The 26,802-nt window shown below is 70.8% G+C and carries 28 protein-coding genes and 1 pseudogene; 18 read left to right on the top strand and 11 right to left on the bottom strand.

Features of this window, described 5'->3' with window-relative positions:
- Positions 1 to 209: 209 nt before the first annotated feature.
- The 3 genes from L3Q65_RS05955 to L3Q65_RS05945 are packed head-to-tail and all read right to left on the bottom strand — an operon-like array spanning position 210 to position 2,465.
- Complete coding sequence (locus L3Q65_RS05955; RefSeq protein WP_237600853.1) at positions 210 to 575, bottom strand: hypothetical protein; 366 nt, start codon at positions 573 to 575, stop codon at positions 210 to 212.
- A 55-nt stretch (positions 576 to 630) separates the two neighbouring features.
- Positions 631 to 1,548: a hypothetical protein gene (locus L3Q65_RS05950; protein ID WP_237598982.1), complete on the bottom strand. Its 918-nt coding sequence runs from the start codon at positions 1,546 to 1,548 to the stop codon at positions 631 to 633.
- Positions 1,549 to 1,598: 50 nt separating this feature from the next.
- Positions 1,599 to 2,465, bottom strand: coding sequence for a DMT family transporter (locus tag L3Q65_RS05945; RefSeq protein WP_237598981.1), 867 nt, complete (start codon positions 2,463 to 2,465; stop codon positions 1,599 to 1,601).
- 69 nt (positions 2,466 to 2,534) lie between these two features.
- Between L3Q65_RS05945 and L3Q65_RS05940 the strand changes: the two genes are divergently transcribed.
- The 3 genes from L3Q65_RS05940 (at position 2,535) to L3Q65_RS05930 (ending at position 5,271) form a co-directional block, all read left to right on the top strand.
- Entirely contained in the window at positions 2,535 to 3,416 is an 882-nt protein-coding gene (locus L3Q65_RS05940; RefSeq protein ID WP_237598980.1) for a LysR family transcriptional regulator, read from the top strand.
- Between the two features lie 261 nt (positions 3,417 to 3,677).
- Positions 3,678 to 4,145, top strand: coding sequence for an HNH endonuclease (locus tag L3Q65_RS05935; RefSeq protein WP_182891972.1), 468 nt, complete (start codon positions 3,678 to 3,680; stop codon positions 4,143 to 4,145).
- Positions 4,146 to 4,167: 22 nt separating this feature from the next.
- Complete coding sequence (locus L3Q65_RS05930; RefSeq protein ID WP_182891973.1) at positions 4,168 to 5,271, top strand: CdaR family transcriptional regulator; 1,104 nt, start codon at positions 4,168 to 4,170, stop codon at positions 5,269 to 5,271.
- A gap of 170 nt (positions 5,272 to 5,441) precedes the next feature.
- Here L3Q65_RS05930 and L3Q65_RS05925 read toward each other — a convergent pair whose 3' ends face one another.
- The 3 genes from L3Q65_RS05925 to L3Q65_RS05915 all read right to left on the bottom strand — a co-directional run bounded on the left by L3Q65_RS05925 (position 5,442) and on the right by L3Q65_RS05915 (position 6,970).
- The gene (locus tag L3Q65_RS05925; protein ID WP_237598979.1) at positions 5,442 to 6,395 is read right to left on the bottom strand and encodes an alpha/beta hydrolase; all 954 of its coding nucleotides are present in this window, start codon (positions 6,393 to 6,395) and stop codon (positions 5,442 to 5,444) included.
- A gap of 159 nt (positions 6,396 to 6,554) precedes the next feature.
- A complete protein-coding gene (locus L3Q65_RS05920; protein WP_237598978.1) occupies positions 6,555 to 6,695 on the bottom strand; it encodes a hypothetical protein in 141 nt (46 codons plus the stop codon).
- Positions 6,692 to 6,970: a hypothetical protein gene (locus L3Q65_RS05915; RefSeq protein WP_167754362.1), complete on the bottom strand. Its 279-nt coding sequence runs from the start codon at positions 6,968 to 6,970 to the stop codon at positions 6,692 to 6,694. The genes L3Q65_RS05920 and L3Q65_RS05915 overlap by 4 nt, the downstream gene beginning before the upstream one ends.
- A gap of 67 nt (positions 6,971 to 7,037) precedes the next feature.
- On the opposite strand from L3Q65_RS05915, the gene L3Q65_RS05910 reads away from it, so the two are divergent.
- The 4 genes from L3Q65_RS05910 (at position 7,038) to L3Q65_RS05895 (ending at position 11,434) form a co-directional block, all read left to right on the top strand.
- Positions 7,038 to 7,673 carry a TetR/AcrR family transcriptional regulator gene (locus L3Q65_RS05910; protein WP_237598977.1) on the top strand — a complete coding sequence of 212 codons (636 nt, stop codon included), beginning with the start codon at positions 7,038 to 7,040 and terminating at the stop codon, positions 7,671 to 7,673.
- Positions 7,674 to 7,735: 62 nt separating this feature from the next.
- Positions 7,736 to 8,176, top strand: coding sequence for a Fur family transcriptional regulator (locus L3Q65_RS05905; RefSeq protein ID WP_237598976.1), 441 nt, complete (start codon positions 7,736 to 7,738; stop codon positions 8,174 to 8,176).
- A complete protein-coding gene (locus L3Q65_RS05900; protein ID WP_182891978.1) occupies positions 8,173 to 9,699 on the top strand; it encodes a catalase in 1,527 nt (508 codons plus the stop codon). Before L3Q65_RS05905 ends, L3Q65_RS05900 begins: the two co-directional genes overlap by 4 nt.
- Positions 9,700 to 9,814: 115 nt before the next feature.
- Positions 9,815 to 11,434, top strand: coding sequence for an ABC-F family ATP-binding cassette domain-containing protein (locus L3Q65_RS05895; RefSeq protein WP_237598975.1), 1,620 nt, complete (start codon positions 9,815 to 9,817; stop codon positions 11,432 to 11,434).
- Here L3Q65_RS05895 and L3Q65_RS05890 read toward each other — a convergent pair.
- On the bottom strand, positions 11,431 to 11,937 hold the full coding sequence (locus L3Q65_RS05890) for a putative immunity protein (protein WP_182891980.1): 507 nt from the start codon (positions 11,935 to 11,937) through the stop codon (positions 11,431 to 11,433). The genes L3Q65_RS05895 and L3Q65_RS05890 overlap by 4 nt on opposite strands.
- A gap of 94 nt (positions 11,938 to 12,031) precedes the next feature.
- Here L3Q65_RS05890 and L3Q65_RS05885 point away from each other — a divergent pair, with 94 nt between their 5' ends.
- Positions 12,032 to 12,304: a hypothetical protein gene (locus tag L3Q65_RS05885; RefSeq protein ID WP_237598974.1), complete on the top strand. Its 273-nt coding sequence runs from the start codon at positions 12,032 to 12,034 to the stop codon at positions 12,302 to 12,304.
- Positions 12,305 to 12,308: 4 nt separating this feature from the next.
- Here L3Q65_RS05885 and L3Q65_RS05880 read toward each other — a convergent pair whose 3' ends face one another.
- Positions 12,309 to 13,361 carry a YeiH family protein gene (locus L3Q65_RS05880; RefSeq protein WP_182891982.1) on the bottom strand — a complete coding sequence of 351 codons (1,053 nt, stop codon included), beginning with the start codon at positions 13,359 to 13,361 and terminating at the stop codon, positions 12,309 to 12,311.
- Positions 13,362 to 13,457: 96 nt separating this feature from the next.
- Here L3Q65_RS05880 and L3Q65_RS05875 point away from each other — a divergent pair, with 96 nt between their 5' ends.
- Together L3Q65_RS05875 and L3Q65_RS05870 are read left to right on the top strand one after the other, a co-directional pair.
- Positions 13,458 to 14,234 (top strand): GntR family transcriptional regulator, encoded by a 777-nt coding sequence (locus L3Q65_RS05875; protein WP_182891983.1) that lies wholly within the window; start codon positions 13,458 to 13,460, stop codon positions 14,232 to 14,234.
- Between the two features lie 32 nt (positions 14,235 to 14,266).
- Positions 14,267 to 14,641, top strand: coding sequence for a hypothetical protein (locus tag L3Q65_RS05870; RefSeq protein WP_182891984.1), 375 nt, complete (start codon positions 14,267 to 14,269; stop codon positions 14,639 to 14,641).
- 9 nt (positions 14,642 to 14,650) lie between these two features.
- Here L3Q65_RS05870 and L3Q65_RS05865 read toward each other — a convergent pair whose 3' ends face one another.
- A complete protein-coding gene (locus tag L3Q65_RS05865) occupies positions 14,651 to 15,442 on the bottom strand; it encodes a thioesterase family protein (RefSeq protein ID WP_237598973.1) in 792 nt (263 codons plus the stop codon).
- A 207-nt stretch (positions 15,443 to 15,649) separates the two neighbouring features.
- On the opposite strand from L3Q65_RS05865, the gene L3Q65_RS05860 reads away from it, so the two are divergent.
- The 3 genes from L3Q65_RS05860 to L3Q65_RS05850 are packed head-to-tail and all read left to right on the top strand — an operon-like array spanning position 15,650 to position 17,712.
- Positions 15,650 to 16,048, top strand: a complete 399-nt coding sequence (locus tag L3Q65_RS05860; protein WP_009076620.1) for a YciI family protein — start codon at positions 15,650 to 15,652, stop codon at positions 16,046 to 16,048.
- The gene (locus tag L3Q65_RS05855) at positions 16,048 to 17,289 is read left to right on the top strand and encodes an RNA polymerase sigma factor (protein WP_220507322.1); all 1,242 of its coding nucleotides are present in this window, start codon (positions 16,048 to 16,050) and stop codon (positions 17,287 to 17,289) included. Before L3Q65_RS05860 ends, L3Q65_RS05855 begins: the two co-directional genes overlap by 1 nt.
- Before the next feature lie 30 nt (positions 17,290 to 17,319).
- A complete protein-coding gene (locus L3Q65_RS05850) occupies positions 17,320 to 17,712 on the top strand; it encodes an Imm1 family immunity protein (RefSeq protein ID WP_182891987.1) in 393 nt (130 codons plus the stop codon).
- Positions 17,713 to 17,733: 21 nt separating this feature from the next.
- Here L3Q65_RS05850 and L3Q65_RS05845 read toward each other — a convergent pair whose 3' ends face one another.
- The gene (locus tag L3Q65_RS05845) at positions 17,734 to 18,570 is read right to left on the bottom strand and encodes an SDR family oxidoreductase (protein WP_237598972.1); all 837 of its coding nucleotides are present in this window, start codon (positions 18,568 to 18,570) and stop codon (positions 17,734 to 17,736) included.
- A 173-nt stretch (positions 18,571 to 18,743) separates the two neighbouring features.
- Here L3Q65_RS05845 and L3Q65_RS05840 point away from each other — a divergent pair, with 173 nt between their 5' ends.
- The 4 genes and pseudogenes from L3Q65_RS05840 (at position 18,744) to L3Q65_RS05825 (ending at position 23,545) form a co-directional block, all read left to right on the top strand.
- Positions 18,744 to 19,955, top strand: a complete 1,212-nt coding sequence (locus L3Q65_RS05840; RefSeq protein ID WP_182891989.1) for a hypothetical protein — start codon at positions 18,744 to 18,746, stop codon at positions 19,953 to 19,955.
- Between the two features lie 617 nt (positions 19,956 to 20,572).
- A complete protein-coding gene (locus tag L3Q65_RS05835; protein ID WP_237598971.1) occupies positions 20,573 to 21,331 on the top strand; it encodes a trypsin-like serine protease in 759 nt (252 codons plus the stop codon).
- A gap of 1,115 nt (positions 21,332 to 22,446) precedes the next feature.
- Positions 22,447 to 23,079 (top strand): annotated as a pseudogene (locus L3Q65_RS47555) (MFS transporter); the annotation flags it as partial.
- 85 nt (positions 23,080 to 23,164) lie between these two features.
- Positions 23,165 to 23,545, top strand: a complete 381-nt coding sequence (locus L3Q65_RS05825; protein WP_237598969.1) for an MFS transporter — start codon at positions 23,165 to 23,167, stop codon at positions 23,543 to 23,545.
- Between the two features lie 40 nt (positions 23,546 to 23,585).
- Here the strand turns inward: L3Q65_RS05825 and eno are convergent, their stop codons facing one another.
- Positions 23,586 to 24,860, bottom strand: a complete 1,275-nt coding sequence (gene eno, locus L3Q65_RS05820) for a phosphopyruvate hydratase (RefSeq protein ID WP_237598968.1) — start codon at positions 24,858 to 24,860, stop codon at positions 23,586 to 23,588.
- Between the two features lie 334 nt (positions 24,861 to 25,194).
- On the opposite strand from eno, the gene L3Q65_RS05815 reads away from it, so the two are divergent.
- Complete coding sequence (locus tag L3Q65_RS05815; RefSeq protein WP_237598967.1) at positions 25,195 to 26,691, top strand: metallophosphoesterase family protein; 1,497 nt, start codon at positions 25,195 to 25,197, stop codon at positions 26,689 to 26,691.
- Positions 26,692 to 26,802 lie beyond the last annotated feature (111 nt).

The following is a 26,802-nucleotide window of genomic DNA, read 5'->3' as shown; positions in this document are numbered from 1 at the left end:
CAGCCGACGCCCCCAACCCAGCAAGGCACCCACACCTCCCCCACCCCCGATACGAAGCCAAAAACACGGCGCGGGGGTGCTTGCCAAGGCATCCTTCCCGCCTTGACAAGCACCCCCGCGCCGTAGTCACACTAAAAAATCGGGGTGCCCGCGAACCCACTCACGAAGCAATGCCGCCGCCAGGCGACGAGCCGACCGCGGCCAAGCGATCAAACACAGACCCCGCCCAGCACGCCCGAAGCCGCCACGACCATCCCGTCCACCTCGCCCGCCAACCGCTCAATCTCGCCCCACCGCCGCAGATCCCGCCCCGGATCCGGAATCAGCGAAGTCCCCACCAGCAGCAGCAACGTATCCACCTCGTAAGCCCGATCCGCCAGCCGCAACAACGGCACCGGATCCCCGCTCGCATCCCCGGCCGCGAACCGGCAAGCCGCATGCCCGAGCTCCCGGCACACCGTCCGCAGCCGCTCCCGCACCGCGTCCGCCCGCGGATCCGCCCGAGGACCGCCGGTCCGGATATTCCACGCCACCGAAAGCAGACAGCGCCCGGCATCGTCCATCGCCGTGTTCATCACCGGGCGAGTCTGGAAGCACCCTCCCCGCCGCGGGTGACCCGACACGCACAGCTCACCGCATCGAGTGAAGCAACCGCACAGTCGCGTCAAGCGGCAGCCGGTCGTCCGCCGCACGTGCGAGGAAATCCTTGATCCGCTGCCCGTCCGGCGTCAGCGAATCCACGTCGTTGACTTCCGCGCTCGCCGCTTCCAACGTCCCGAGCCCGGCATTGTGGTGCGCGTCGCGAACCGCGTTTCGCAGCACCGCCAATTCCGCCGCCGACGGCCCTCGCTTCTCCGCCCGCAACCGCTCGACAATCCGGAGCACCTGCGGCGAATGCGCGGCCAACGACTGCCGTCCAGCGAACGAAGCCACCATTCGCGGCGTTGCGCCCGCCGAGGCCGGCGGCGGCGGCGCCTCGACCGCCTCGCCGACCACCCGCAGGCTCTCCAACGCCGCCGCACGCCGACGTTCGCTCTCGCGCACGCGCGCGAGCGGATCCTTCCGCCGGGACGCCGCGATCGTGCGGGCCTCGGCCCGGGCCCGCTCCCCCGCGTCGGTCAGCCGCGAACGCCGTTGATACGTGCCCTCGTCAGCCGCCTGCTTGCGCCGGTTCGCGAGCCAGGCCTCGAAGGTCTGCCCGCGCCGAGGCGGTTCGCGCACCTCGGTCAGGTCTGCGGCGGCGGACTCGTCGACGAACCAGCCCTTCATCCGCGACCGCAGGAAGTCGCCCGGCTTTTCGCTGGCGCGGCGCGGCCGCTGGCGCGTCCCGTCCGGCAGCGCGCTCATCGCGATCAGCAGCGCGTCCGGGCAGTATCCGTTGGAGTACCAGAATTCCAGCTGCCGCTCGACGTCGTCGCGTTCCTCCCGGGTCAGCCGCTCGGACACCCAGCCCATGCGGCGGACCAGCACGCCCGTCGACTGGGCGCGTTCGCGCGCGTCGGCGGGCACGACCGTCGACGGCCACTCCTGATCAGCGATCCGCACCATGCCACACCTCCCTTGCCGACGGCGCCTACGTTATCCCGCCGCACCGACAATTACCCGGCCCGCCGCAGCACCGCCACCGTGTTCGCCGCCACGATGACCCCGATCGCCGCCCACGCGACCGCGTCGAGCCGCTGGTCCAGCAGCACAAGTCCGACCAGCGCGGCCATCACCGGGTTGACGCTCATGAACGCGCCGAAGAACTGCGTCGGCACCCGGCGCAACGCCACCAGATCGACGAGGAACGGCAGCGCCGACGAAAGCAGCCCGGCGGTGAGCGCCGCCGCGAGAGCGCCCGAAGTCGGCGGGTGGTGCAGCATCGCGAACAGCCCGATCGGCACGTACAGCAGACCGGACACCCCGGCGGCGGCAGCCGAGCCCGCAGCCCCGGGCAGGCGACGGCCGACGGTCCGGTTCAGCAGGATGTAGCAGGCCCAGCACGACGCGGCGACCAGCGCGAGCCCCATCCCGAGATAGTCGGTGCTCGGCCGCGGCCGCATCAGCGCGCCGACCGCGACCGCGGCGGCCACCGCGCACGCGAGGTCCGTCCGGCGCCGGGAGCCGGCGAGAGCGATCGCCAGCGGGCCGAGGAATTCCAGCGTCACGGCCAGTCCGAGACCGATCCGGTCGACCGCGGTGTAGAGCGAGAGGTTCATCGTCGCGAACACCGCGGCCAGAGCGAGTACCGGCCACCACTGCCGTGCGGTGAAGGTCCGCAGCCGCGGGCGTCCGACCGCCAGCAGCACCGCCGCCGCCACCCATTGGCGGACCGCCACCACGCCCGGCGGGCCGAGCACCGGGAACGCGAGCGCCGCGGTCGCCGCGCCGACCTGGTTCGACAGCGCGCTTCCGAGCAGCATCGCGGCACCGGCCGCCCGTGCGTCGTCACGTGTTCGCGGAGCGAGCTCCGTAGTCGCCATGCGGTCGAGCATGCAGTCGGCCGATCCATGCGCAAAATGCATTGACCGCATCAGCGATACGCTGGACGCATGGATCTGGAGCTGCGTCAGCTGCGCTGCCTCGTGACGATCGTGGACGCGGGCACCTTCACCGACGCCGCGGCCGAACTCGGCGTCTCGCAGGCGGCGGTATCCCGGAATCTGGCCTCGCTGGAACGGGTTCTGGGCGTGCAGCTGCTGCATCGCACCAGCCGGAGCCTCGAGCCGACGACCGCGGGCGTCCAGGTGCTCGCCCGCGCCCGGCATCTGCTCGCCGAGGCCGACGAGCTCGTGCGCGAGGCGACCACCGGGCACACGCGGCTGCGCATGGGCCACGCGTGGTCGGCGATGGGCAGGCACACCGCGGAGTTCCAGCGTCGCTGGGCAGCGCGGTACCCGGACGTCGAACTGCTGCTCGTGCGCGCCAACACCGCGACCGCCGGGCTGGCGGAAGGGCTCGCCGATCTCGCCGTGGTGCGCCATCAGGTGCCGCCGGGCAAGTACGCGCACGCGACGGTCGGCCGCGAGGACCGCTACTGCGCCATGGCCGCCGACGACCCGCTCGCCGGACGCCGCACCGTCACGCTCGCCGATCTCGCGTCGCGGCTGCTGGTGATCGATCCGCGCACCGGCACCACTTCCGCCGAGTTGTGGCCGCCGGAATCGCGCCCGCGGATCGAGTACACGCACGACGTCGACGACTGGCTCGCCGCCATCACCACCGGGCGCTGCGTCGGCGTCACCCCGCATTCCACGATGACGCAGTATCGCCGCGACGGCATTGTGTACCGCCGGGTCCGCGACGCCCCGCAGGTGCCGGTCCAGCTCGCCTGGCGCGCCCGCGATCCGCATCCGGCCACGCACGCCGCGGTGGCGTTGCTGGGCGAGTTGTACCGGACGCCGCCGAAAACCGCTTCCGCGCGCCCGCGATAGTCCACTGTGGATCTTGAAGCGGGGGCGATCATTTTCCGTTGACGCGGCGGCGCGGGGCGGCAATGATGAAGTCGTCCACAGCCACGAAAGGATCCACGGAATGCCGCGTCGCGACGAACGCATGCACCTGTCGGGCATTCCCGGCTCCGCGCCATGACGTGGCCTGCCACGCCGTGAGCGAGGAGCCGCCCGCCGGAACGCCGGCCGGGCGGCTTTTGCGTTCGCGGCCCGTTCAGCCCCGGAAAGGAGGTGCCCGTCGCCATGGGAGTCCTGGTTCTCAACGCCGGCTACGAGCCCCTGCACACCGTCTCGCTCCCCCATGCCATCCGGATGCTGGTCCGCCAGGTCGCGGTCGTCCACGAAAGCGACGGGCCCGACCTCGGCGTCTTCCCGCGGCCGAAGGTGGTGCGGCTGCTGCGCTACGTCGTCATGAAATGGCGTTATTCCGGGCCGCCGCGCTGGTCGCGTTCCGGCGTGCTGCGACGCGATCGGCACACGTGCGCCTACTGCGGGCGCCGGGCCACCACGGTCGACCACATCACGCCGGTTTCGCGCGGCGGTGCGCGCACGAGCTGGCTCAACACCGTCGCGGCTTGCGGCGGGTCGGCGCGCAGCTGCAACGCGCGCAAGGCCGACCGCACGCCCGCGGAAGCCGGGCTGACGCTGCGCTTCCCGCCGCGCGTCCCGCGGTGGGAGGAACTGCACCCGCTGGCCGGACTGTCCACATGAGACTCGCGCTAGGCTGGCACTCGTGAAGGGCTTGCTGCTGCGGTTGTCCGCGGTCGATTCCGGCGCGGAAACGGCGGTGCGCGTCATCGCGTATTTCGACGAGCTGATCGCCCGCCGGGCGACGCTGCCGGATTTGCTGCGCGCGACGGCTTTTCTTGCGGAATGCGTCGCCGGGATTCGCTGTGCCGACGGAACCGTGCTCCGGTACCGGCCGACCGGCGAACCCGGCGGCGACGGCCCGGCGCCGCCCGGCGCGGTCGTCGCGGACCTCGAGGGCGCCGGGCGGGTCTGGCTGGAACGGGCGGGCGAGCCGGGTCCGCTCGACGACCTGGTGCTCGAACGGCTCGCGATCTCGGCGAAGGTGCTCAACCCGGTCGAACCGCCGCCCGCCGCGCCGCATCTCGCCGACCCGGCGCTGGTCGAGCTGGTGCTGGGCGAGCAGGCGGCGGACGAGGACCGGGCGCGGGCGCTGACCCTGCTCGGCCTGGACACCGCGCGCCCGCTGCGAGTGGTGGCGGTCGCTTCGGGCGCCGGTCGCGATGCCGGCGCGGACGCGGTCGCGCTCGTCGCCCGCGGCAAACCGCTCGGTGCGCGGGTGGCCGTGGTCGGCGGGGTCGCCGCGGTGCTGTTGCAGCCGCGCGAGGGCCCGGATTCGGTCGTGCCGGCGCTGAATGAGACGTTGGCCTTGCGGGCCAAGGACCGTACGCTCCCGGATTCCGTCCGGGTAGGGGTCGGCGACGCGGTCGACGGCCTCGAAGCACGGCGCTCGTGGCTGCAAGCCCGCCTGGCCCAACGATTCGCGGCGACGGCGCGGCCGCTGATCGTGCACGAGGATCTCGGCGCGGTGACGCTGCTGGCGGAGATCCCGGTCGAGCAGTTGCGCGCGCAGCCGGACGTGCGGGCGTTGAACGCGCTCGCCGGGAGCGGCGATCTGGAAACCCTGGAAGCCTTCTGCCGCACGGGTTCCCTCCGCCAGGCCGCGATCGCGCTGCACCGGCACCACAGTTCGGTGGCGGCGCGGCTGGCGCATGTGGAGGACGCGCTGGGATGGTCGCTGGACGACCCGGCGGGGCGGTTCCGGGCGCGGCTCGCGTTGGTGGCGCGGAGGCTGGCGGAGTCTGCGTGAGGGGCGCGGGGGCACCCCCGGTTTCCACTCTATCGTCCTCCACCGGCAAACCCCGCCGCCTTCGGCCGAACTGTCCACAGCGGACGCGAGTTGTGGAAGCGCGCCGGAATCGGCCCAGCACAAGCGATTCCGGCCGCCCCGGCAAGCCGCGACGACCCGACCGCCCAGCCTCAGTCCGCCTCGACCCCGAGCACCCGGGCCAGCACGGCCCGTCGTTCCGCGGCTTCCCGGCGGCTCACCGTCGCGTGCTGGATCACCCCGGAACCGTGGAAAGTGCCCGGGAACAAGTGCAGTTCCGTAGGCACTTCCGCCGCCAAAAGGCCTTGTGCGTAAGCGATTCCCTCGTCGCGCAGCGGATCGAACTCCATCACCGACACATAAGCGGGCGGCAGTCCCGAGAGATCCGTCGCCCGGGCCGGCGCCGCATAGACCGGGACGTCCGAACCACCGCGCTTGCCCGGGCCGCCGAGGTAGTAGTCCCAGCTCGACTCGGCAGCCCGCCGGTGCCAGATCGGCGTGTCCGAGAACCGGCGCATGCTGCCGCTCTCGAGGCGGTCGTCGAGTTCGGGCACGGCGAGGAATTGGAACGCCACCGCGGGGCCGCCCCGGTCGCGGGCCAGCAGCGCGAGCGCCGCGGCCAGTCCGCCGCCCGCGCTCACTCCGTACAGCACCACCTTTGCCGGATCGACGCCCAGTTCGTCCGCGTGCTTGACCGACCATTCGAGCGCCGCGTAGCAGTCCTCCAGCCCGGCAGGATACGGATTCTCCGGCGCGAGCCGGTACTCGACCGACACGATCACGACGCCGAGATCGCGGGCCAGCTCGACGTTGGACGCGTGGTCGACCTCCAGGTCGCCCAGTGCGAAACCGCCCCCGTGGATGTCGAACACCAAGGCGTTCGTCGCGACGCGATCCGGCGTGTAAACACGGACCGGGACGTCCGGCGCGCCTTCGGGACCGGGCACGGACTCGTCGCGCGTGCTGACACCGGTTTCGTCGAAGTCGCCTCGCGTCGAGGCGATCAGTTCGGCCATGCCCGCCCGCGCGGCCGCGACGTCGACGAGGTCGACCTCGGGCAGCATCGGGACCGCGGCGGCGATTTCGGGATCGAACGGATAACTCATCGACGGCCTCCGTGTTCCAGGGGAAGACTCCATCGTGCCGAAATCCCGGCCCCGGCAGGCACCGCCACGTGGCGCGTACCGCGCGCGGTTGTCCCGCCGACCGGCGCGGCGCCCCCGCACCCGTGCCCGGAAAGGCGCCCGGCGCTGCCTCCCGGGCCTTCAGCGCCCCGCTTTCTTCCAGATCACCACGATCCCGACGACCGCCACCACCACCGCCCCCAGCACGATCAACCCCTTCACGAACAGATCGTGCGCGAGGTGCTGCAGCATCTCGTCCCCGTCGGCCAGCACCGCGTTCACCGGCCGGACCGCTTCCGGCCCGGGTCCTCGTCCAGCCACCGCGCGGCCTGACGCACGACCTCGCCGCCGACCCGCCCGCGCACGCCCCGCGCGCCGCGCCGGTCCATCGCCCTGGCCGCGGATTTCGCCAGCACCGCCGCGCCTTCCCGCACGCGCTCCCCCTTGCCGCGCCGACGCAGCGAAACGATCAGCGCGAACGCGCCCAGCCCGACGACCACCACGATCCCGGCGATGATGCCGAACCGGATCAGCAGGATGTTCAGCACCGTCTCCACAGCGCACCCCTTTCTGTCACACCTGTGATACAAACCGTTTCTATCACGTCTGTGATATAAAAGTCCAGTGCCTAGAGTGGTGGACGGGGAAGAGCGGCGCGCGCACATCGCGGACGCGGTGCTGCGGCTGGCCGCGAAGGACGGGCTGCACGCGGTCTCGCTGCGCGCGGTGGCCGCGGAATCGGGCCTGAACATCGGCTCGGTGCGGCATTACTTCGACAGCCAGCACGCGCTGATGCGGTTCGCGATGCGCACCACCATCGACCGGACGACCGCGCGGCTCGTCGAACGCCGCGAGAAGATCGGTTCGCTGTCGGAACTGCCGCCGGACGAGGCCGTAGACCAGCTCGCCGAGTTCCTGTGCGAACTGCTGCCGCTGGACGAGCGCCGGCGCACCGAGGTGACCGTGCTGGTCGAATTCCTGATGGCCGCGCGCGCCGACCCGGGTCTGGACGACCTGGCCCGCGAGGCGGTTCAGGGCACCGTGACACTGGCCCGCCGCATCCTCGACGCCCAGGCCCGCAGCGGCCGGTTCGAGCCGAAGGACCCCGAGATCGAAGCGCCCCGGCTGGCCGCGCTGCTGGACGGGATCGCTTTCCGGGCCGTGCTGCAGCCGGAACTCACCTCGCCGGAGGAGTGCGTCGCCGTCCTCCGGGCGCATCTCGCCGAACTCGTCCGACCGGCGGGTGACACCCAGGTGTGAGCCGCGCGGAGACCGGGTAACCGGCGGAACTGGAGCGGTTCCAGATCCCGGGGAGGACTCCGATGCCGGACTCGGCGGCGACGCTGCGAGCGGCGGGCCTGCGCGTCACCAAGCCGCGGCAAGCCGTGCTCGGCTGGCTCGGCGAGCACCCGCACGCCACTGTCGAGGCGATCGCCGCGGGCGTGCGCGAAAGCCTGGGCAGCGTGTCGATCCAAGCGGTCTACGACGTGCTCGCCGCGTGCGGCGACGCGGGTCTAGTCCGCCGGATCGAGCTGTCCGGGCATCCGGCGCGGTTCGAACGGCGGACCGGCGACAACCACCATCACGTGGTGTGCCGGCGCTGCGGCAGGGCCGAGGACGTCGACTGCGTCCGCGGCGAGGCCCCCTGCCTCACGCCGCACGACCGGCACGGGTTCGCCGTCGACGAGGCCGAGATCGTCTTCTGGGGTCTGTGCCCCGGCTGCTCCGGCGTTTCCGACCACCACGAGGAGCTCGCGAGATGACCGAAGAACCGAAACCCCCGGCGACCACCACGGACTCCGGGATCCCGGCCGAGAGCGACGAGCATTCGCTCACCCTCGGCCCGGACGGCCCGATCCTGCTGCAGGACCACTACCTGATCGAGCAGATGGCGCAGTTCAACCGGGAACGGGTGCCGGAGCGGCAGCCGCACGCCAAGGGCAGCGGCGCGTTCGGGCGCTTCGAAGTGACGAACGACGTCAGCCGCTTCACCAAGGCGGCGGTGTTCCAGCCCGGCGCGAAAACCGAGATGGCCGCCCGGTTCTCCACGGTGGCCGGGGAACGCGGCAGCCCGGACACCTGGCGCGACCCGCGCGGGTTCGCGCTGAAGTTCTACACCACCGAGGGCAACTACGACCTCGTCGGCAACAACACCCCGGTGTTCTTCATCAAGGACCCGCTGAAGTTCCAGCACTTCATCCGGTCGCAGAAGCGCCGCGCGGACAGCAACCTGCGCGACCACGACATGCAGTGGGACTTCTGGACGCTGTCCCCGGAGTCCGCGCACCAGGTCACCTGGCTGATGGGCGACCGGGGGATCCCGCGCACGTGGCGGCACATGAACGGCTACAGCTCGCACACCTACATGTGGGTCAACGCCGCGGGCGAGAAGTTCTGGGTCAAGTACCACTTCAAGACCGACCAGGGCATCGAGTTCTTCACCCAGCACGAGGCCGACCAGATGGCGTCGGCGGACACCGACTACCACACCCGCGACCTGTTCGAGGCCATCGCGCGCGGCGACCACCCGAGCTGGACCCTGCACGTCCAGGTGATGCCGTTCGAGGACGCGAAGACCTACCGGTTCAACCCGTTCGACCTGACGAAGGTGTGGCCGCACGGCGACTACCCGCTGATCGAGGTCGGGAAGATGACGCTGGACCGCAACCCGACCGACCACCACGCCGAGATCGAGCAGGCCGCGTTCGAGCCGAACAACCTGGTTCCCGGCATCGGCCCGAGCCCGGACCGGATGCTGCTGGGCAGGATCTTCGCCTACGCCGACGCACACCGGTACCGGATCGGCGCGAACTACAAGCAGCTGCCGGTGAACGCGCCGGTCGCGCCGGTGCACAGCTACAGCAAGGACGGCGCGATGCGCTACGCCAAGGTCTCCGACCCGGTGTACGCGCCGAACTCCAAGGGCGGCCCGCGCGCGGACACCGAACGCTACGGCACGCCCGCGGGCTGGCACGCCGACGGCGAGATGGTCCGCTCGGCCTACGTCGACCACGCCGAGGACGACGACTGGGGCCAGGCGGGCACCATGGTGCGCGAGGTGCTGGACGACGCCGCGCGCGAACGGCTGGTCGACAACATCGTCGGCCACCTGCTGAACGGCGTGACCGAACCGGTGCTGAAGCGGGCGTTCGAGTACTGGCACAACGTGGACAAGGACCTCGGCGACCGCGTCGAGTCCGGTGTGCGCGCGAAGCAGAACGAGAAGGACCCGAAGGCGGGCGAGCAGGCCAACCCGGCACGGGAGAGCATGCAGCGGAAGGCATAAGGCGATCCGCACGAGCGGCGGCGCCGGCGCAGACCGGCGCCGCCGCTTCGTGTCCTCTGTGGACAGCCGAAAAACCGTGCGGCGATTCGCGGCTGCCTGGGTAGAGTGCGCGGGCATGGGGCATTTGGAGGCCGCGCATCTGCGCTACGTGCTGCCCGACGGGCGTCCGCTGCTCGGCGACGTCTCGTTCCGGGTCGGCGAGGGCGCGGTCGTCGCACTGGTCGGCCCTAACGGCGCGGGCAAGAGCACGCTGCTGCGGATGCTGTCGGGAGAGCTGAAGCCGGACGAGGGCTCGGTCACCGTCTCCGGCGGGCTGGGCGCGATGGCGCAGTTCGTCGGATCGGTGCGCGACGAGCGCACGGTGCGCGATCTGCTGGTTTCGGTTGCCCCGCAACGGGTTCGCGACGCCGCACTGGCGGTGGACGCGGCCGAGGAACGGCTGCTTGAGGTCGACGACGAGGCCGCGCAAATGCAGTACGCGCAGGCACTCAGCGACTGGGCCGAGGCGCGCGGATACGAGTTCGAGACGACGTGGGACATGTGCACGACCGAGGCCCTCGGCGTGCCGTTCGACCGCGCGCGCCGGCGGCTCGTGCGCACGCTCAGCGGCGGCGAGCAGAAACGGCTCGTGCTGGAAGCGTTGCTGCGCGGGCCGGACGAGGTCCTGCTGCTGGACGAGCCGGACAACTACCTCGACGTCCCCGGCAAACGCTGGCTCGAAGCCCGGCTGAAGGAAACCCGCAAAACCGTCCTGTTCGTCTCGCACGACCGCGAATTGCTCGCGCGCGCGGCGGACAAGATCGTGAGCGTCGAGCCCGGCGGCGACGGCGCGGACGCCTGGGTGCACGGCGGCGGTTTCGCCACGTATCACGAAGCGCGCCAGGAACGGTTCGCCCGCTACGACGAACTGCGCCGCCGCTGGGACGAGAAGCACGCCCAGCTCAAACGCCTGGTCCGGGACATGCAGCAGTACGCCGCGCGCAGCGACGAGATGGCGTCGCGGTACAAGGCGGCGCAGACCCGGCTGCGGAAGTTCGAGGAGGCCGGTCCCCCGCCGGAACCGCCGCGTCCCCAGGACATCCGGATGCGGCTGCGCGGCGGCCGCACCGGCGTGCGCGCGGTGACCTGCAAGAACCTGGAACTGACCGGGTTGATGAAGCCGTTCTCGCTGGAGATCTTCTTCGGCGAGCGCGTCGCGGTGCTCGGTTCGAACGGCTCCGGGAAGTCGCATTTCCTGCGGCTGCTCGCGGGCGGCGACGTCGCGCACACCGGCGAGTGGAAGACCGGCGCACGCGTCGTGCCCGGCCATTTCGCGCAGACGCACGCGCGCCCGGAACTGACCGGCCGCACGCTGGTCGACGTGCTGTGGACGGAGCACGCGGCCGATCGCGGCGCGGCGATGGCCGCGCTGCGCCGATACGAGCTGCATCGCCAGGGCGAGCAGGCATTCGACCGGTTGTCCGGCGGACAGCAGGCGCGGTTCCAGATCTTGTTGCTGGAACTGGCCGGAACCACCGCGCTGCTGCTCGACGAGCCGACCGACAACCTCGACCTGGAATCGGCCGAGGCGCTGCAGGACGGGCTGGAGTCGTACGAGGGCACGGTGCTCGCGGTCACCCACGACCGCTGGTTCGCGCGCTCGTTCGACCGCTACCTGGTCTTCGGCTCGGACGGCGCGGTCCGCGAAACCCCGGAACCGGTCTGGGACGAGCGGCGGGTGGAACGGGTTCGCTAACCCTTGCGCAGCAAGGCATCCAGCTCGCGCACCCACTCCCCCGCCCGGCCCCGGCCGCCCGGAGCCGCCGGATACCGCGACAGCACCCGGACCACCACCGGATCAGCCGCCGGGTGCTGAACCGTCAATCCGGCCAACTCGAACGCATACGCCGCGTGCCCGGCCGGACCGAGGATGTGCCACACCTGAGTCGCCTTCGCGAGCGGATGCAGAAACGCCGCGCCAGCAGCGGCGACAGCGGCCCGCGCGGCCTCGCTCGCCGCGGCCTGACCGGCATCGCGAGTTTCCTGATACGCCCGCTGCGCCGCCCACGCGCCGTCGCGAATCGCCTTGCTGCGCTTGGCTCCCTGAGCAAACGCCCGGGCCGACTCGATCGCGTCGTGCGGACGGCGGTCGCCTGGACGGGCTTGTTCGAAGATCGGCAGCGCGGGCTCCGCACAAGCCACCGCGTAGGCCGTGACGGCGCGAAGCTCGGACAGGTCGAGTTCGATCTTCTCGGTCATGTGCTTGAACTGTATCGTTGAACCGCCGGTTGGCAGTTCAACGCGGCTTCCGGCAGGAACCTCCAGTGAAACCTTCAACCGGGGAAGGACGGCGGTGGACGAGCGGACGGAATGGTCCGAGGCCGACAAGGCGGCCTACCGCCGGTTCGTGCGCACCCATCACCCGGACGTCGGCGGCGACCCGGACGTGTTCGCCGCCGGGCTCCGCGAGTTCCGGCGCGGACGGCGCGACGAAAACGCCGCGGGGACCGAACCGGCCCCACGCGGCGAATCGTTGGTGTTCGTGCGCCGGAGCCGAGGAGTGCCCCGGCTGCTGGCGGCTTTTGCCGAGCGCAGGCGGCGGAAACGGAATCCGCGCGTGCGCTAGCGCGTCACATCCCGCCGGTCAGCGCCTGCAGCCCGAGGCTCGACGCGGCGACCGCGACCCACAGGATGGCCCCCATCAGCAGCGGCTTGTGCCCTGCCTTGCGCAGGTCGGACGGCTTGAGCGCGAGACCGATCCCGGCGAGCGCCATCGTGATCAGGAAGGTGCCGAGCGTCGACAGCGGCGCGTGCCACGACTGCGGGATCCAGCCCGCGCTTTCCACCGTGGCGGCGGCGAGGAAGCCGATCAGGAACGGCGGGACCAGCCGGTGCCAAGGCATGGCGCGCAAGGAAACCCGGCCGCCGGACTGCTTGCGTGCGACGAGCACGGCGAGGAAGAGCACGATCGGGATCAGCGTGAGCGTGCGGGTGAGCTTCACGACGAGGCCGTACGAGCCGGCGTCGCCGCCGTACGCGTAGGAAGCCGCGACGACGGAAGACGTGTCGTTCACCGCGGTTCCGGCCCACAGGCCGAACGCGTGCGGCGACATCCCGAGCGCGTGTCCGAGCGGCGGGAACAGGAGGACGGCGGCGACGTTGAAGGTGAAGATCGTGCCGAGCGCGTAAGCGATATTGGCTTCCTTCGGCTTCAGCACCGCACTGGTCGCCGCGATCGCGGACGCACCGCAGATGCCGGTGCCGACGCCGATCAGCGTCTGCGTGTCCCCGCGGACGCCGAGCAGCCTGCCGAGCACCCAGGCGCCGCCGAGCGCGACCGCGAGCGTGCCGAGCATCACCGGCAGCGACTGCCCGCCGACGTGCACCACCTGCTGGATCGAGAGCCCCGTGCCCAGCACGACGATCGACAGCTGGAGCACCGGCCGCGACGCGATCGCGTAGCCCGGGCTGAACCGCCAGCCGCGCAGCCCCGGCACGACCGCGCCGGCGACCGCGCCGAGCAGGATCGCGAGCACCGGCCCGCCGACCACCGGAACGAGCTTGCCGCCCGCCGTCGCCACCGCCGCGACCAGCAGCGCGACCGCGAGCCCCGGCACCGGACGGGCGAGCTTCGCCCGCCACTGCACCGTCGCGCGCGCCGCTCCCAGCGTCGCGCCGGTCACCGGTTCACTCCTGTGCGCACTCTGGCCTCCTCGGTAATGTACGTACATTTAATCTAAGAGCTGTCCGTACATTTGGCAAGCGGTAGTGTTCCCGGCATGGGCGAGGCAGAGCTGGTCCGCACCGGCGGGCAGCCCCTGTGGCGGCAGTTGCAGCAGCGGCTGCTGGTGCGCATCCGCGCCGGGGAATTCGACAGCGCGTTCCCCGGGGAGCTCGCGCTCGCCGACGAATACAGCGTCAGCAGGCAGACCGTCCGGCAGGCGCTGCGGGAACTGCGCGCGGACGGCACGCTCATCGCCGAACGCGGCCGCCAGCCCCGCGTCGCGGCGGCCGCGGAGATCCAGCAGCCGCTCGGCGCGCTCTACAGCCTCTTCGCGGCGGTCGAGGAGGCCGGTCTCGACCAGCACAGCGTCGTGCGCAGGCTCGACATCCGCGCGGACGCGGTGGTCGCCGAACGCTTGTCGCTGGAGGGCTCCACTCCCCTGCTGTACCTCGAACGCGTGCGGCTGGCCGGGAACGACCCGCTGGCCGTCGACCGGGTGTGGCTGCCCGCCGAACTCGCCCGGCCGCTGCTGGACGCGGATTTCCAGCACACCAGCCTGTACGGCGAACTCCATCGCCGCACCGGCGTCCGGCTCGACCACGGCGAGGAGCAGATCCGCGCCGTCGTGCCGACCCGCGCCGAGCGCACCCTGCTGGGCTGCGGCGAAACGGTCGGCGCGTTCTCCATCGGACGCCTCGGCACCAGCGCGGGCAAACGCATCGAATGGCGGCACACGCTGGTGCGCGGCGACCGGTTCGCGCTGACGGCCGAGTTTTCCGGGCGCACCGGGTACCGGTTGGTCACGACGGGGGCACTTGCCGGAACCCGCTGACCCGGCGGGCATTGGGTCGCTACGCTCCGCGCATGTCGATCTTCGCGCGGATTCTGCAGGTCTTCTTCATGGTCCTTGGGCTGGCCAGCATCGGGGTTGGGCTGATCATGGTGCTGATCGCCAAGCCGCACTGGTACTGCGAGGTTTCGCGGAACGGGGAGGCGACCACGTGGTGCTACGAGCACGACCTCGAGGCGCTGACCAGCTACCACCTGTTCTGGTTCGTGCTCGGCCTCGCGCTCGAGATCATGGCTGTCGCGGTCGTCGCGGGCGCGCGCCGCAGGACCGTCGAAAACCTGCTGATGTCGATGAACTCGCCAGCGGCCGCGCCGACGTTCTCCGGCTCGCTGCCGCCCGCCCCGTACCCCGGCTACCCGCAGCAGCAGCCGCCGTACCCGGGGCAGTAGCTCAGGAACTCAGCCGATCCGGATCCCGGCCAGCTGCGTGCCCTGCGCGACCAGCGTCCCGGCGCTGTCCCACACGTGGCAGGACTCGTCGACCCGCCCGTCGCCGATCAGGTGGGCGCGGTGCAGCACGCGCACCGGGCCGGGAGCCGGATGCGCCCGCACGTAGGCGGTCAGTTCGAGCGTCGGGACCCAGCCGGACGGCGCGACGTCGAGGGTCGCCGGCGGCAGGGCGTCGACCGCGAACAGCAGGCTGACCGGGTCGAACGGCTCGTCGCCGGGCAGCGCGAGCAGGGCGCGCAGTTCGCCGCGGCCGCTGGGCCCGTCGGCGAGCGGACGGTCGAAGTACACGTCGATCTCGTCGCGGATCGCGATCGGGATGCCGGACGTCAGCACGGCCGGGCCCCACGGCTCCTCCGGGAACGGGCCGAATTCCGGCCGCGGCACGCCGTCCTGCCAGAACGGTTCGGCCTCGCCGAGCACGCCCAGCGTCAGCAGAGCCTCGACCTGCGGCACGCCGTCCTTGAGCAGCCGTCCGCGCAGCTGGGTCGCAGTCCGGCCGGTGCGCAGCACCTCGACCTCGATCTCCGCCGGGCCCGGTTCGGGCGAGCGCAGGTAGTGCGCGCTGGCCGCGAGCACGTCCGGATGCCCCGAAACGACAGTCGCCGCGCGGGCGATCGTGGCCAGCAGGTAGCCGCCGTTCGGGCGGCCGCCGATGGTCCACGCCGGGCTGAGGTCGACGCTGAACCCGGTGTCCGAATGCTGCTTGACCGCGGACACCGCGGCGAAGGTCGTCGTGCTCACGGTTCCCTCCAGGTGAGTTGCTTCCCGCAACCTACCTGCTAGGCCATTCGGACGTCCCGGGCACTGAGACCCACGCCACCTGTTCCGCCCCGCGCTCGCCGATATTCCCGGCAAGATGTCCGCGATGCGTGTCGAGGACGGTGCGCGGGTTCCGTTCCCTTGGTGAGCCCGCCCGGAAGCGGCGAGCCGGACACTGGAGGAAACGCTATGCCGAAGTACATGCTGCTGCAGACCTACGCCCAGGGCGAGGACTGCGACGTGCCGCTGCCGGAATGGGCCCCCGAGGACATTCGCGCGCACATCCAGTTCCAGCACGTGCTCAACGCCGAACTGACCGAGGCCGGGGAACTCGTCGAAGCGGAGGGCCTGGCCGGGCCGGAGGCGGCGAAGACCGTGGTGGCGGACGGCAAGGGCGGCGCGGTCGTCACCGACGGGCCGTTCCCGGAGGGCAAGGAACTGCTGGCCGGATACCGGGTGGTGGACGTCGAATCGGAGGCGCGGGCGCTGGAGATCGCCACCCGGGTCTCGGCCGCGCCCGGGCCCGAAGGCGCGCCGCTGCGGGTGCCGATCGAGGTGCGCCAGGTGATGAGCGCGCCGGAGGTGTGATGTCGCAGCCCGAGGTCGAGGACCTGGTGCGCGCGCTCGCGCCCCAGGTCCTCGCCGTCCTCGCGCGCCGGTCCGGCGATTTCGGCGCGGCCGAGGACGCGACGCAGGAGGCTCTCCTCGCCGCGGTGCAGCACTGGCCCGCCGAGGGGATCCCGGAGAATCCCCGCGGCTGGCTGCTGCAGACCGCCAGCCGCCGGGTCATCGACAGCTTCCGCAGCGACCAGGCCCGGCGGCGGCGCGAGGACACCGTCGCCGCCGAGCCGCCGGGCGCCGAGGTGCCGGATCGCGACGACACGCTGACGCTGTTGTTCCTGTGCGCGCATCCGTCGCTGACGTCGGCGTCGGCGATCGCACTGACGTTGCGAGCGGTCGGCGGCCTGACGACCGCGGAGATCGCCAGCGCGTTCCTCGTGCCGGAAACCACGATGGCGCAACGGATCAGCCGGGCGAAGGCGAAAATCAAGAAGTCCGGCCTGCCGTTCCGGATGCCCGCCGCGGACGAGCGGCAGGCGCGGCTGCGGTCCGTGCTGCACGTGCTGTACCTCGTGTTCAACGAGGGCTACACCAGCAGCGGCGGCCGCCGTCTGCACCGGACCGAACTGTCCGCGGAGGCGATCCGGCTGGCGCGGCTGCTGCACGCCGCGCTGCCGGACGACGGCGAAGCGGCGGGGTTGCTCGCACTGATGCTGCTCACCGACGCCCGCCGTCCGGCTCGCACCGGACCGGACGGCGACCTCATTCCGCTCGCCGAGCAGGACCGGGCGAGATGGGACCGTTCGCTGATCCGGGAAGGCGTCGCGCTCATCACCGCCGCGCTGGCCCGCGACGGCATCGGCGAATACCGCTTGCAAGCCGCGATCGCCGCGACGCACGACATCGCGTTGCGGGCCGAGGACACCGATTGGCCGCGCGTGCTCACGCTGTACACGCGGCTCGAAGCCCTGACCGGCAACCCGGTCGTAACGCTCAACCGCGCGATCGCGACTGCGATGGTGCACGGGCCGGACGCCGGGCTCACGATGCTCGCCGAACTCGACGACCGGCTTCCCGACCACCACCGCCTCGCCGCCGCCCGGGCGCACCTGCTGGAGCTGGCCGGCGAACGAGAGGAAGCAATCCGCCACTACACCGCGGCCGCCGCCCGCACCGGAAACACCGCCGAACAGCGCTATCTGACGCTGCGCGCGGCCCGGCTGCGCGCCAGCCATTCCACAAGTCGCTCGCCGATCGGCACCGAGTAGTATCGGGACACTTCACGAGCGGAGCGCACCATGGCGAGCATCGAAGACGCCCGTCGCCGGACCGGGTACGACGTCACCGAGGCGACTGTCGACGACGTGCTCTCCGCCCTGCGCTCCGCCGAACCGCCCACGCCGGACGCCGGGATCGTCTGGTGGCTGTACGCGGGCCGGAAGCCGCGGACGCCGTACCTGGTCGCCGGTTTGCGCGGTGCGCGCGGAAGCCTGACGTGGCACGAAAACGGCGAGACTTTCCTGCCCGCGAACGGCGTCGGCGAGGAACCGGTCGACTACTGCAGCCTTCAGGGAGCGCACTTCCCGCAGCCCTCCGGGAGCGAGGTTTCCGCCGAGGAAGTGCTGCGCGCGGTGCGGGAATTGTGCGAATCCCAGACGCGACCCGCGTGCGTTTCCTGGAAGACCGCGTAGCCACTGTCCACAGTGGACTTTCTATGGGCGCTGGGCGAAATCGTCCTTGTGCGCCCGCGCCCACTCGCGGAATGACGTCGCTCGTCCCGCGAACCGCTCCACCGTGTTGTTCACCGGCGCGAGGCGGCCCACTGCTGCCTCCTCCACGTCCATCAGGTGCTCCAGGACCGCCGCGGGCATCCACTCCGGACGCCGTTCCAGCGCTTCGCTGCGAGTTTCGGTCACCACTTCGATCGAGCGACCCAATTCCTCCGCCAGGGTCTCGACGATCGCACGCTGCGTCATCGACTCCGGCCCGGTCACCGTGAGCATTCGCCCCGGATAGCTACGCTCCGCAAGCAACCTCGCGGCTACCGCGGCCACGTCCGCCTCGGCCGTCGGCGTGAACTGCGACTCCGGAGAGAAGAGCCGCACTGGCTCACCGGCCCGGATCGCCGCACCCCAGTCGCGCCGGGTATTGCCCATCAGCCAGCCGGGGTACAGCACCGTGAACGGCAGTCCGGACTCCGCCACCGCCGCCTCCGCGGGCAGATGCCCCCGCCGGATCGGATTGTCCGCCGACCCCTCGTAGACGTCCGGCGAGGACAGCAGCACAACGTACGAAACCCCGGCTTTCTTCGCTGCGGCAAGGAAATCCGCCGCACCGTTCGGCCGAGCCGGATACAGGAAGATCGCGTCTGCGCCGCACAGCGCGTCCTCGAACCCGCCCTCCGCGGCGAGATCCACCGACACCGCGTCCGGCAGGTTGAGCGCGGTCGCGTCACGCGCCGACCCACGCACCTCGTGTCCGCCCTCGCGGAGCACCCGGACGACCTCGCTCCCGACATTCCCGCGCCCCCCTGTCACCAGGATGGTCATCCCATACTTCCTTTGCTCTTAAATTAACTTTGTTTGCAAAGCTATAGCTCATTACTCCCCGCTGTCAACCTCCCGCGTCCGGTACACGACCGGGCGAGATCGTTGTATGGATCGTGTACGGATCCCTCCGACACTCCGGCAGTTCGATTCGGACGAGTGAAGGGAGATCCGTCGTGGTCGGGAATGTGACGGTCCGGCGCACGGTCGCCGCACTGCTCGCCGCGGGGGCGGTCGCCGCAGTCGCGACGCCCGCGAGCGCTGCCGAGGCGTCGGGAACCTGGCGAGCCGATCTGTCCTCGGTGGACAGCGACGACGTCAACGTCGCCGCGGCCAGCGGCACGCTCACGCTGCGAGACGCCGCGTGGAGACCCGCCGACCGGGCCGCGGGCAGCGAGGGCTACCTGCTCTCCGCCGAACGGCGCCTGCCCGCGCCGGTGAACCGGGTAGCCGCCGAGATCTCCGCCGACGCGCCGCAGGGCACCTCGGTCGACGTCGACGTCCGCGGCCGATCCGGCGCCGGCGACTGGACCGAATGGACCCCTGCCGGCACCGCGCTCCCGCGTGCGGTGAGCATCGTGCAGACCAGGATCACGCTGTCCGGCACGACCGCCGCCCGCCCCACCGTGCGCGACGTCGAACTGACCGGCTCCCTGTCCCCGCAGGCGAACGCCATCACCGCGGCCACCCCGCTGACCTACACCGTCTACGCCACCCGCGAAGGCCTCGCCGGCCACACCACCGCGAACGGCCACGTCATCGCGAGCAACGACCACTTCGTCGCGCTGCCGTCCGGAAAAGCCTTGTCGCCCAAGGGAACCGGCAACTACACCGTGCGAGTGTGCAAGACGGACAACAGCCGCTGCGAATACGCGCCGGTCTGGGACGTCGGCCCGTGGAACACCAAGGACGACTACTGGAACCCGCCCTCGGTGCGCGCCGAGTACAAAGACCTGCCGCAAGGCCAGCCCGAGGCGTACGCCGCCTACCACAACGGCTACAACGGCGGCCGCGACGATCTCGGGTACAAGGTGGGCAACCCGGCGGGCATCGACCTGGCCGACGGCACCTTCAGCTCGGGTGTCGGCCTCGGGGACAACGGAAACGTGAAGGTCGCCTACCTGTGGACCGGCTCCGCCGCGGCGACCGGCCTCGTCCAAACGGCAGGCGACCCGGTGAACGTCCGGTCGGGCGCGCACACGTCCTCGTCGGTGAAGGGCCTGGCGGCCAACTACGCCAAGGTGAACATCGAGTGCTACGTCAACGGGGACACGGTGACCGGGAAGTTCGGGACGAGCAAGATCTGGGACCGGATCGGGCCCGGGCACTACATCTCGGACACGTACGTGAAGACCGGCTCGGACGGGCCGGTGGCTCCGCTCTGCTGAAGTGCCCGGGGGTTGCCGGTGCGAGGCCTGGGGCCGGCTTCGCACCGGCGGCCCCCGTTCGGTCTGCCGAGTTGATCGCGGCTTTCCGGCACTCGGGTCCCCGGGCCGGCTCCCCTCGCCTTGTCCGCCGAAGCGAACGGACCCGACACTGAGTTCGGGATGGTTCCGCACCGCTGTTTCTCAACGCGCTCCCGCTGAAGCAGCCAGGTCTCGGAGCAGTGCTTGCGGCCGACTCCGCGCCGGCGGCTCCGGCCAGGCCGCCGTTCGAGTATTCGACTGCTGGGCAGTTCCTTGCCGACGACGCCGCCGTCGCCAGGTTTCACTCCGAGAACCTCGCTTCCCTGCCACTGCCCTCGCTTCCCCCGCGTTCCCGAAACCCGTTTCCTCAACCGTTCTTCGCCCTGGCCCCATCGGTCAGCCTCCTTCACCGCAAGCCTTCCCCCGCACTCTGCCCGCGATTCCTTTGCCCGAGCCGAATTTCGCAAGCGATCCCGCCTCACCCGCCGCGGGAGCCCGGATCCGGGCTCCCGCGGTTTCCACCCGGTTCAGCGACGGTTTTCCGCTCAACCGCCGGTTAAAGTGGTTCTCGTGCGCTGCCGCAGCCGAGGGGGTCCGCTATGCCACACCGATTGGCTTTCATCGTCGCCGTCGTCTTGTCCGTCATCAGCCTGAGCCTGTCCGCCGCAAGTGCCGCTCCGACCGTCATCGGCGGAGAAAAGGCTTCACTGACGCAACATCCGTACGCTGTGTACTTAGTGGACAGTCACGGAACCCAGTTCTGCGGCGGCGTCATCGTCAGCCGCACCGCGGTCGCGACCGCCGCGCACTGCGCCGCCACCGTCCCGATCGGCGAACTCAGCGTAGTAGCCGGAAGAGAAGACAAACGCAGCCAGGACGGCGTCGTCCGCGCCGTGTCCGCCGCGTGGCAACACCCGGATTTCCAGACGCCGCAACAAGGTGCGGATGTCGCAGTCCTGACCGTCCGCGGCTCGCTCCCCTACCGCCCCGCCGGCCTGGCCCGCGATCCGAGCCGCTACCCCGCCGGAACCAATGCCACCGTCCTGGGCTGGGGCCGGCTCGCCGACGGCGGCGACCGGTCGGACTACCTGCGCCAAGCCACCGTCCCCATAGCCGGCGACTCCGCCTGCCGCACCGGATACCCGGAGTACTCCGCGGCGAGCATGCTGTGCGCCGGCTACCCGAACGGCGGTGTCGACGCCTGCAAAGGAGATTCCGGAGGCCCGCTGGTAGTCGGCGACACGGTGGTCGGCATCGTCTCGTACGGCGACGGATGCGGAAAGCCCGGCAAACCCGGGATGTACACCAAGGTGACATCGTTCGCCGACGATATCGCCGCCCACGCCGGACTCAACTGAACCCGCGAGACCAACCGGTGCCGCGCTGTCCGGATCGGCGCTCCTCGTTCGCCCCGCACGGGATCCGAACGCGAACTCCGGCTGTCGACGACGGCCGCGCCCCGGCGACCCTACGATGCGCGGCCTGGCCGGATTTCCGTTCCCCACGGGAGGAACAGGGGAATGCGCGCGACTCCCTGAGCACGGCAAGGTAAAGTCCAGGGCATGACGTCGCCGGAGGCCAGCAGACGGTAGCCGCCCAGCCGCAAGCTGGGCGGCGGAGTGACGGGTGCCGGGGTTCATTCCCGCGCCGGGCTGACCGGCGGAAGTTTCACCGCGGATACCCTGCGGTTGAGCTGTGCTCTGAACAGGTTCTCGTGCGTGGTGTATGCCGGTTCTCACCGGCGTGACCACGCACGGCGGCCAGGCATAGCGTCGGGCCGCGGTGTGCGAACGAATCGCGCCGACGGCAAGGTTGGCCAGCCAGCGCCAAGACTGCGCACGGTGGCCACGTCGCGGTGAAGTCTGACGCCACGGGCGAAGCTTGCCGTTCGATATGTGTGCTGGCGAAGCCTGCGCACAGAGAGCCACCGGCAGAGCGTGCTTGGCACCACGGCATCGCGGGCAAATCATGCTCGGCGCTACAGCACCGCGGGCAAAGCCGGTGCACGCAAAGCAACCGACAAAGCATGCTTAGCACCGCTGGCGAAAGCAGCGCTCGGCACCGCGCACCGCAGGCAAGGCGCCCTCGGCACTACAGCACTGCGGGCAAAGCCGGTGCACGCAAAGCAACCGGCAAAGCGCGCTCAGCACCGCTGGCGAAGCATGCCCCGCGTTACAGCACCGCGGCCACAGCATGCTTAGCACCGCTGGCGAAGCCTGCACACGGCGGAGCCTCCGGCAGCGCATGCTCGGCAGCACAGCAGACCTGGCAACCCATGCCCGGCACCGCAGTATCCGGACGAAGCCTGCTCGCGGCCATCACGCCGCGGCAAAGCTCCGACCGGCCCAACTGCGGCCAGACACCCGAGCCAACGGGCTGCCGCACGTGAACCCGAGCCACCCCACTCCGCAAGCGAACCGTCGACAGCCCCCAGGCGTCCCCGGACGCCGACAGCTCATCGGAGTCGATTCCCTTGCCACCCCTCATCTTCCTGCTAGCCGCCGCGGTCTTCGCCCAAGGCACGTCCGAGTTCGTCCTCTCCGGGCTTCTCCCCCAGATCGCCGCGGGCACCGGTGTCTCCATCGGTACCGCCGGGCTGCTCACGTCGCTCTTCGCGGCGGGAATGGTCGTCGGCGCACCAGTTCTCGCGATGCTCGGCAGCAAACTGCCGCGCAAAATGGCGCTCCTCACCTTCCTCGGCCTCTTCTCCGCAGTGCACATCGTCGGTGCCCTCACCACCGACTTCCCGCTCCTCCTCGCCACCCGCGCCCTCGCGGCGTTCGCCAACGCGGGGTTTCTCGCGGTGGCGCTCGCGGCGCTGCCAGCGCTCGTCCCGGAGGACGCCGTCGGGCGAGCGGCTTCCGTGCTGTTGTCCGGTGTCACGCTCGCGTGCATCGTCGGCGTTCCGGCCGGGACACTGCTCGGTCAGCACGCCGGATGGCAGGCCGCGTTCTGGGCTATCGCGGCGATCACGGCAGCGGCCGCCATCGCGCTGACAACAGCAAAGTTCGACAATCCGCCGGCCACAAGCCCGGTGTATCGCGAGTGGCGGGTCCTGACGCGACCGCGCGTCAGGGCGACCGTGGTCAAGGGCGTGCTGGTCAACGGCGGGACGTTCGCGGCGTTCACCTACCTCGGCACGATGACCGCCCCCGCCGGGATGGGTTCCGGTCGTGCTGGCGGTGTTCGGAGTGGGATCGTTCGTCGGCGTCACCGTCGCGGGCAAGGCAGGGCCGAGGATCCTCAAAGCGGGCACGGCAGTGCTGACCGCCGTGTGGGTGGCGGCGTTCTTCGCGGCGCAGAGTCTTCCGGGGCTCGTCGCATCAGCGTTGGTCACCGGGGCGATGGCGTTCGGGGCCGGGTCCGCGTTGATCGCTGCGATTGTCACGTCTGCCAGCGAGGATGCGCCGCGGGTGGCCGGGGCGATCGCGACTACGGCGTTCAATCTCGGGGCGGTGGCCGGGCCTGCGGTGGCGGGGGCCGTCGTCCTTGATGCGGCGCACGCGCGTGCGGCGTTCTGGGTCAGCGCGGCCTTCACCGCGGCGGCGATGTTCCTGCGGGTGAAGAAATAGAAAGTGGCGGCCCGGGCGGGAAACCCGGGCCGCCGCACAATCAGCGCAGGGTGTCCCAGCCCGCGTAGCGAGCCTCGGTGCCCAGCTCTTCCTCGATGCGGATCAGCTGGTTGTACTTCGCCGTGCGGTCCGACCGCGACAGGGAACCCGTCTTGATCTGGCCGCAGCCGGTCGCCACCGCGAGGTCGGCGATGGTGGTGTCCTCGGTCTCGCCCGAACGGTGCGACATGACCGCCGAGTAGCCCGCCTTGTGCGCGGTGTCGACGGCGGACAGGGTCTCGGTCAGGGTGCCGATCTGGTTGACCTTGACGAGGATCGAGTTGGCGATGCCGCGCTTGATGCCGTCGCGCAGGATCTCGACGTTCGTGCAGAACAGGTCGTCGCCGACGAGCTGCACGCGGTCGCCGATGCCGTCGGTCAGCTGCTTCCAGCCCGCGTAGTCGTCCTGGGCCAGGCCGTCCTCGATCGAGACGATCGGGAAGCGCTCGGTCAGCTCGGTCAGGTACGCGACGTGCTCCTCGACGCTGCGCTTGCGGCCCTCGCCGGTGTAGTCGTAGACGCCGTCGCGGTAGAACTCCGAGGCCGCCGGGTCCAGCAGCAGCGCGATGTCCTTGCCCGGCTCGTACCCGGTCTGCTCGATCGCGCGGACCACTAACTCGAGCGCCTCGTCGGCCGACCCCAGCTGCGGCGCGAACCCGCCCTCGTCGCCGACATTCGTGTTGTGTCCCGCGTCGTGCAGCGATTTCCGCAGCGTGTGGAACACCTCCGAGCCCATCCGCACGGCCTCGGCGAACGTCTCCGCGCCGACCGGGCCGATCATGAACTCCTGGAAGTCGATCGGGTTGTCCGCGTGCGCGCCGCCGTTGATGATGTTCATCATCGGCATCGGCAGCAGATGCGCGTACACCCCGCCGACGTAGCGGTACAGCGGCAGCGTGTTCGCCGCGGCGGCCGCCTTCGCCACCGCCAGCGAGACCCCGAGCGTCGCGTTCGCGCCCAGGCGGGCCTTGTTCTCGGTGCCGTCGAGGGCGATCAGCGCGCGGTCGACGTCGGCCTGCGCCTCCGCCTCCATGCCGACCACGGCGTCGGCGATCTCGCCGTTCACCGCGTCGACCGCCTTGCGCACGCCCTTGCCGTGGAACCGCTTCGCGTCGCCGTCCCGCAGCTCCACGGCCTCGCGCGTGCCGGTGGAGGCCCCGGACGGCACCGCCGCGCGGCCCGCCGACCCGTCCGCCAGCACCACGTCGACCTCGACCGTCGGGTTGCCCCGGCTGTCGAGCACCTCACGGCCCCGGACCCGGACGATGCCTGTCATAACGCTCCTCGGAGGTTCGAGCCGAAGCACTCAGCGCACGCTCCGTGGAGCGCCCCGGCGGCAACGCGGCACCACGGCGAGCCGCACGTCACCCCGGAGGCTAGCAGAACCGTTCTGAATCGATCCGGCACCGCCCGGACCCTCCACTTCGGACAGTCTGGAAACCGTTTCCCGGCAAAGGGAACGAACCGGAACCCGCCCGGACGACACTTCACGCGCCGGACAGCAGGCGTTCATCGGCGGGCCGCGCGGCCAGCATAACTTCGCTTTCGCCTGGGAGCCGGAGGAGGCCGCCATGTCCAACGCCGTCAGCCGTCGAGGAGCATTAGGCCTAATGGGCGCAAGCGCTGCCGTACCACTGCTCGGAACTGGTACGGCCGCCGCCGCTCCGCTCGCGCCGGCGCCGGGCGGCGGCGCGACGCCAGTGCAGGGTTTGCACCTCACGTTCGGCCGCGATCCCGCCCGGCAGATGGTGGTTTCGTGGCTCACCGACGGCCCGGTCCGCCGCCCCCGCGTCCTCTACGGCACGCTCGACGACGGCTTCGGCTCGTACGCGCCCGCGGTCACCCGCACCTACCTCGACGGCGCCTCCAACCGCACGGTCTGGGTGCACCACGCCGAGATCAACCGCCTCTGCCCGGACACCGAGTACCTCTACGTCGCCCAGCACGACGGCGCGACGCCCGACGCCGGCACGTTCCGCACCGCGCCCGGCGGCCGGTCCGCGTTCACCTTCACCAGCTTCGGCGACCAGTCCGCGCCGCAGGTCACCTGGGACCTCAAGGGCGCGCCCGCGCTCGACTTCTTCTCCACCCCGGCGACGAAGGACATCGTCACCGGCATCGAGACCGTCGCGCCGCTGTTCCACCTGCTCAACGGCGACCTCTGCTACGCCAACCTCGACGTCGACCGCGTGCGCACCTGGAACAACTTCTTCACCAACAACACCCGCTCGGCGCGGTACCGGCCGTGGATGCCCGCCGCGGGCAACCACGAGATCGAGAAGCAGAACGGCGCGCTCGGGATGGACGCCTACCAGGCGTATTTCCAGCTGCCGTCCACCGAAACCGACCCCGAACTGGCCGGGCTCTGGTACGGCTTCACCGTCGGCTCGGTCCGGGTGATCGTGCTGCAGAACGACGACAACTGCCTGCAAGACGGCGGCGACCTCTACGTCAGCGGCTACTCCGGCGGGCGGCAGCTCGCCTGGCTGGAGAAAGAACTCGCCGCGGCACGGGCGTCGCGGGACGTGGACTGGATCGTCGTCGCGATGCACCAGGTCATGATCAGCACGTCCGACGCGAACGGCGCCGACCTCGGCCTGCGCGAGAAGTACGGCCCGCTGTTCGACCGCTACGGCGTAGACCTGGTGCTTTGCGGGCACGAGCACGACTACGAACGCTCCCTGGCCGTGCACGGCGTCGTCGCGGAAAGCGAAACGCTCACGCCGAACCCGGTGTCCGACGCGACCGACAACATCGACGCGACGCACGGCACTGTGCACATGATTCTCGGCGGAGGAGGCGTCTCCGGCACCACCAACGGCAGTTTCTTCAAGGACGGCACCGGAAAAGTGCTGACTGCCGTCGCGGACAAGCGGGATCCGGCCACGGGCAAGCGGAAGCCGACCTATGTGCGCGAAAAAGCGGTGTGGAGCGCGGTGCGCGACCTCGACCACCCCTACGGCTTCGCCGCGTTCACCGTGGATCCCGGGCGCCGTCCGGGCGGCACGACGACCATGCACGTGACCTACTACAACGTCACCAAGCCGACCGGCGAACTGTCGGTGTTCGAGCGGTTCTCGCTGCACCGCAAGCGCGCCGACGGCTGACGTCAACCCCTTCTCCGGCCTGGTCCGGACCACCCCTCAAGCCGGACAGAGCGATCCTTAGCCGCGCTACGCTTGTCGCGGACCCGGTGGCCGCAACGGACACCTCCCCCA

This window comes from Amycolatopsis sp. FU40 (assembly GCF_021903635.1).
In the GTDB taxonomy this organism is placed as follows: domain Bacteria; phylum Actinomycetota; class Actinomycetes; order Mycobacteriales; family Pseudonocardiaceae; genus Amycolatopsis; species Amycolatopsis dendrobii.
The sequence above is the reverse complement of the archived record's forward strand: the minus strand, read 5'-3'. Positions and strand labels throughout refer to the sequence as shown.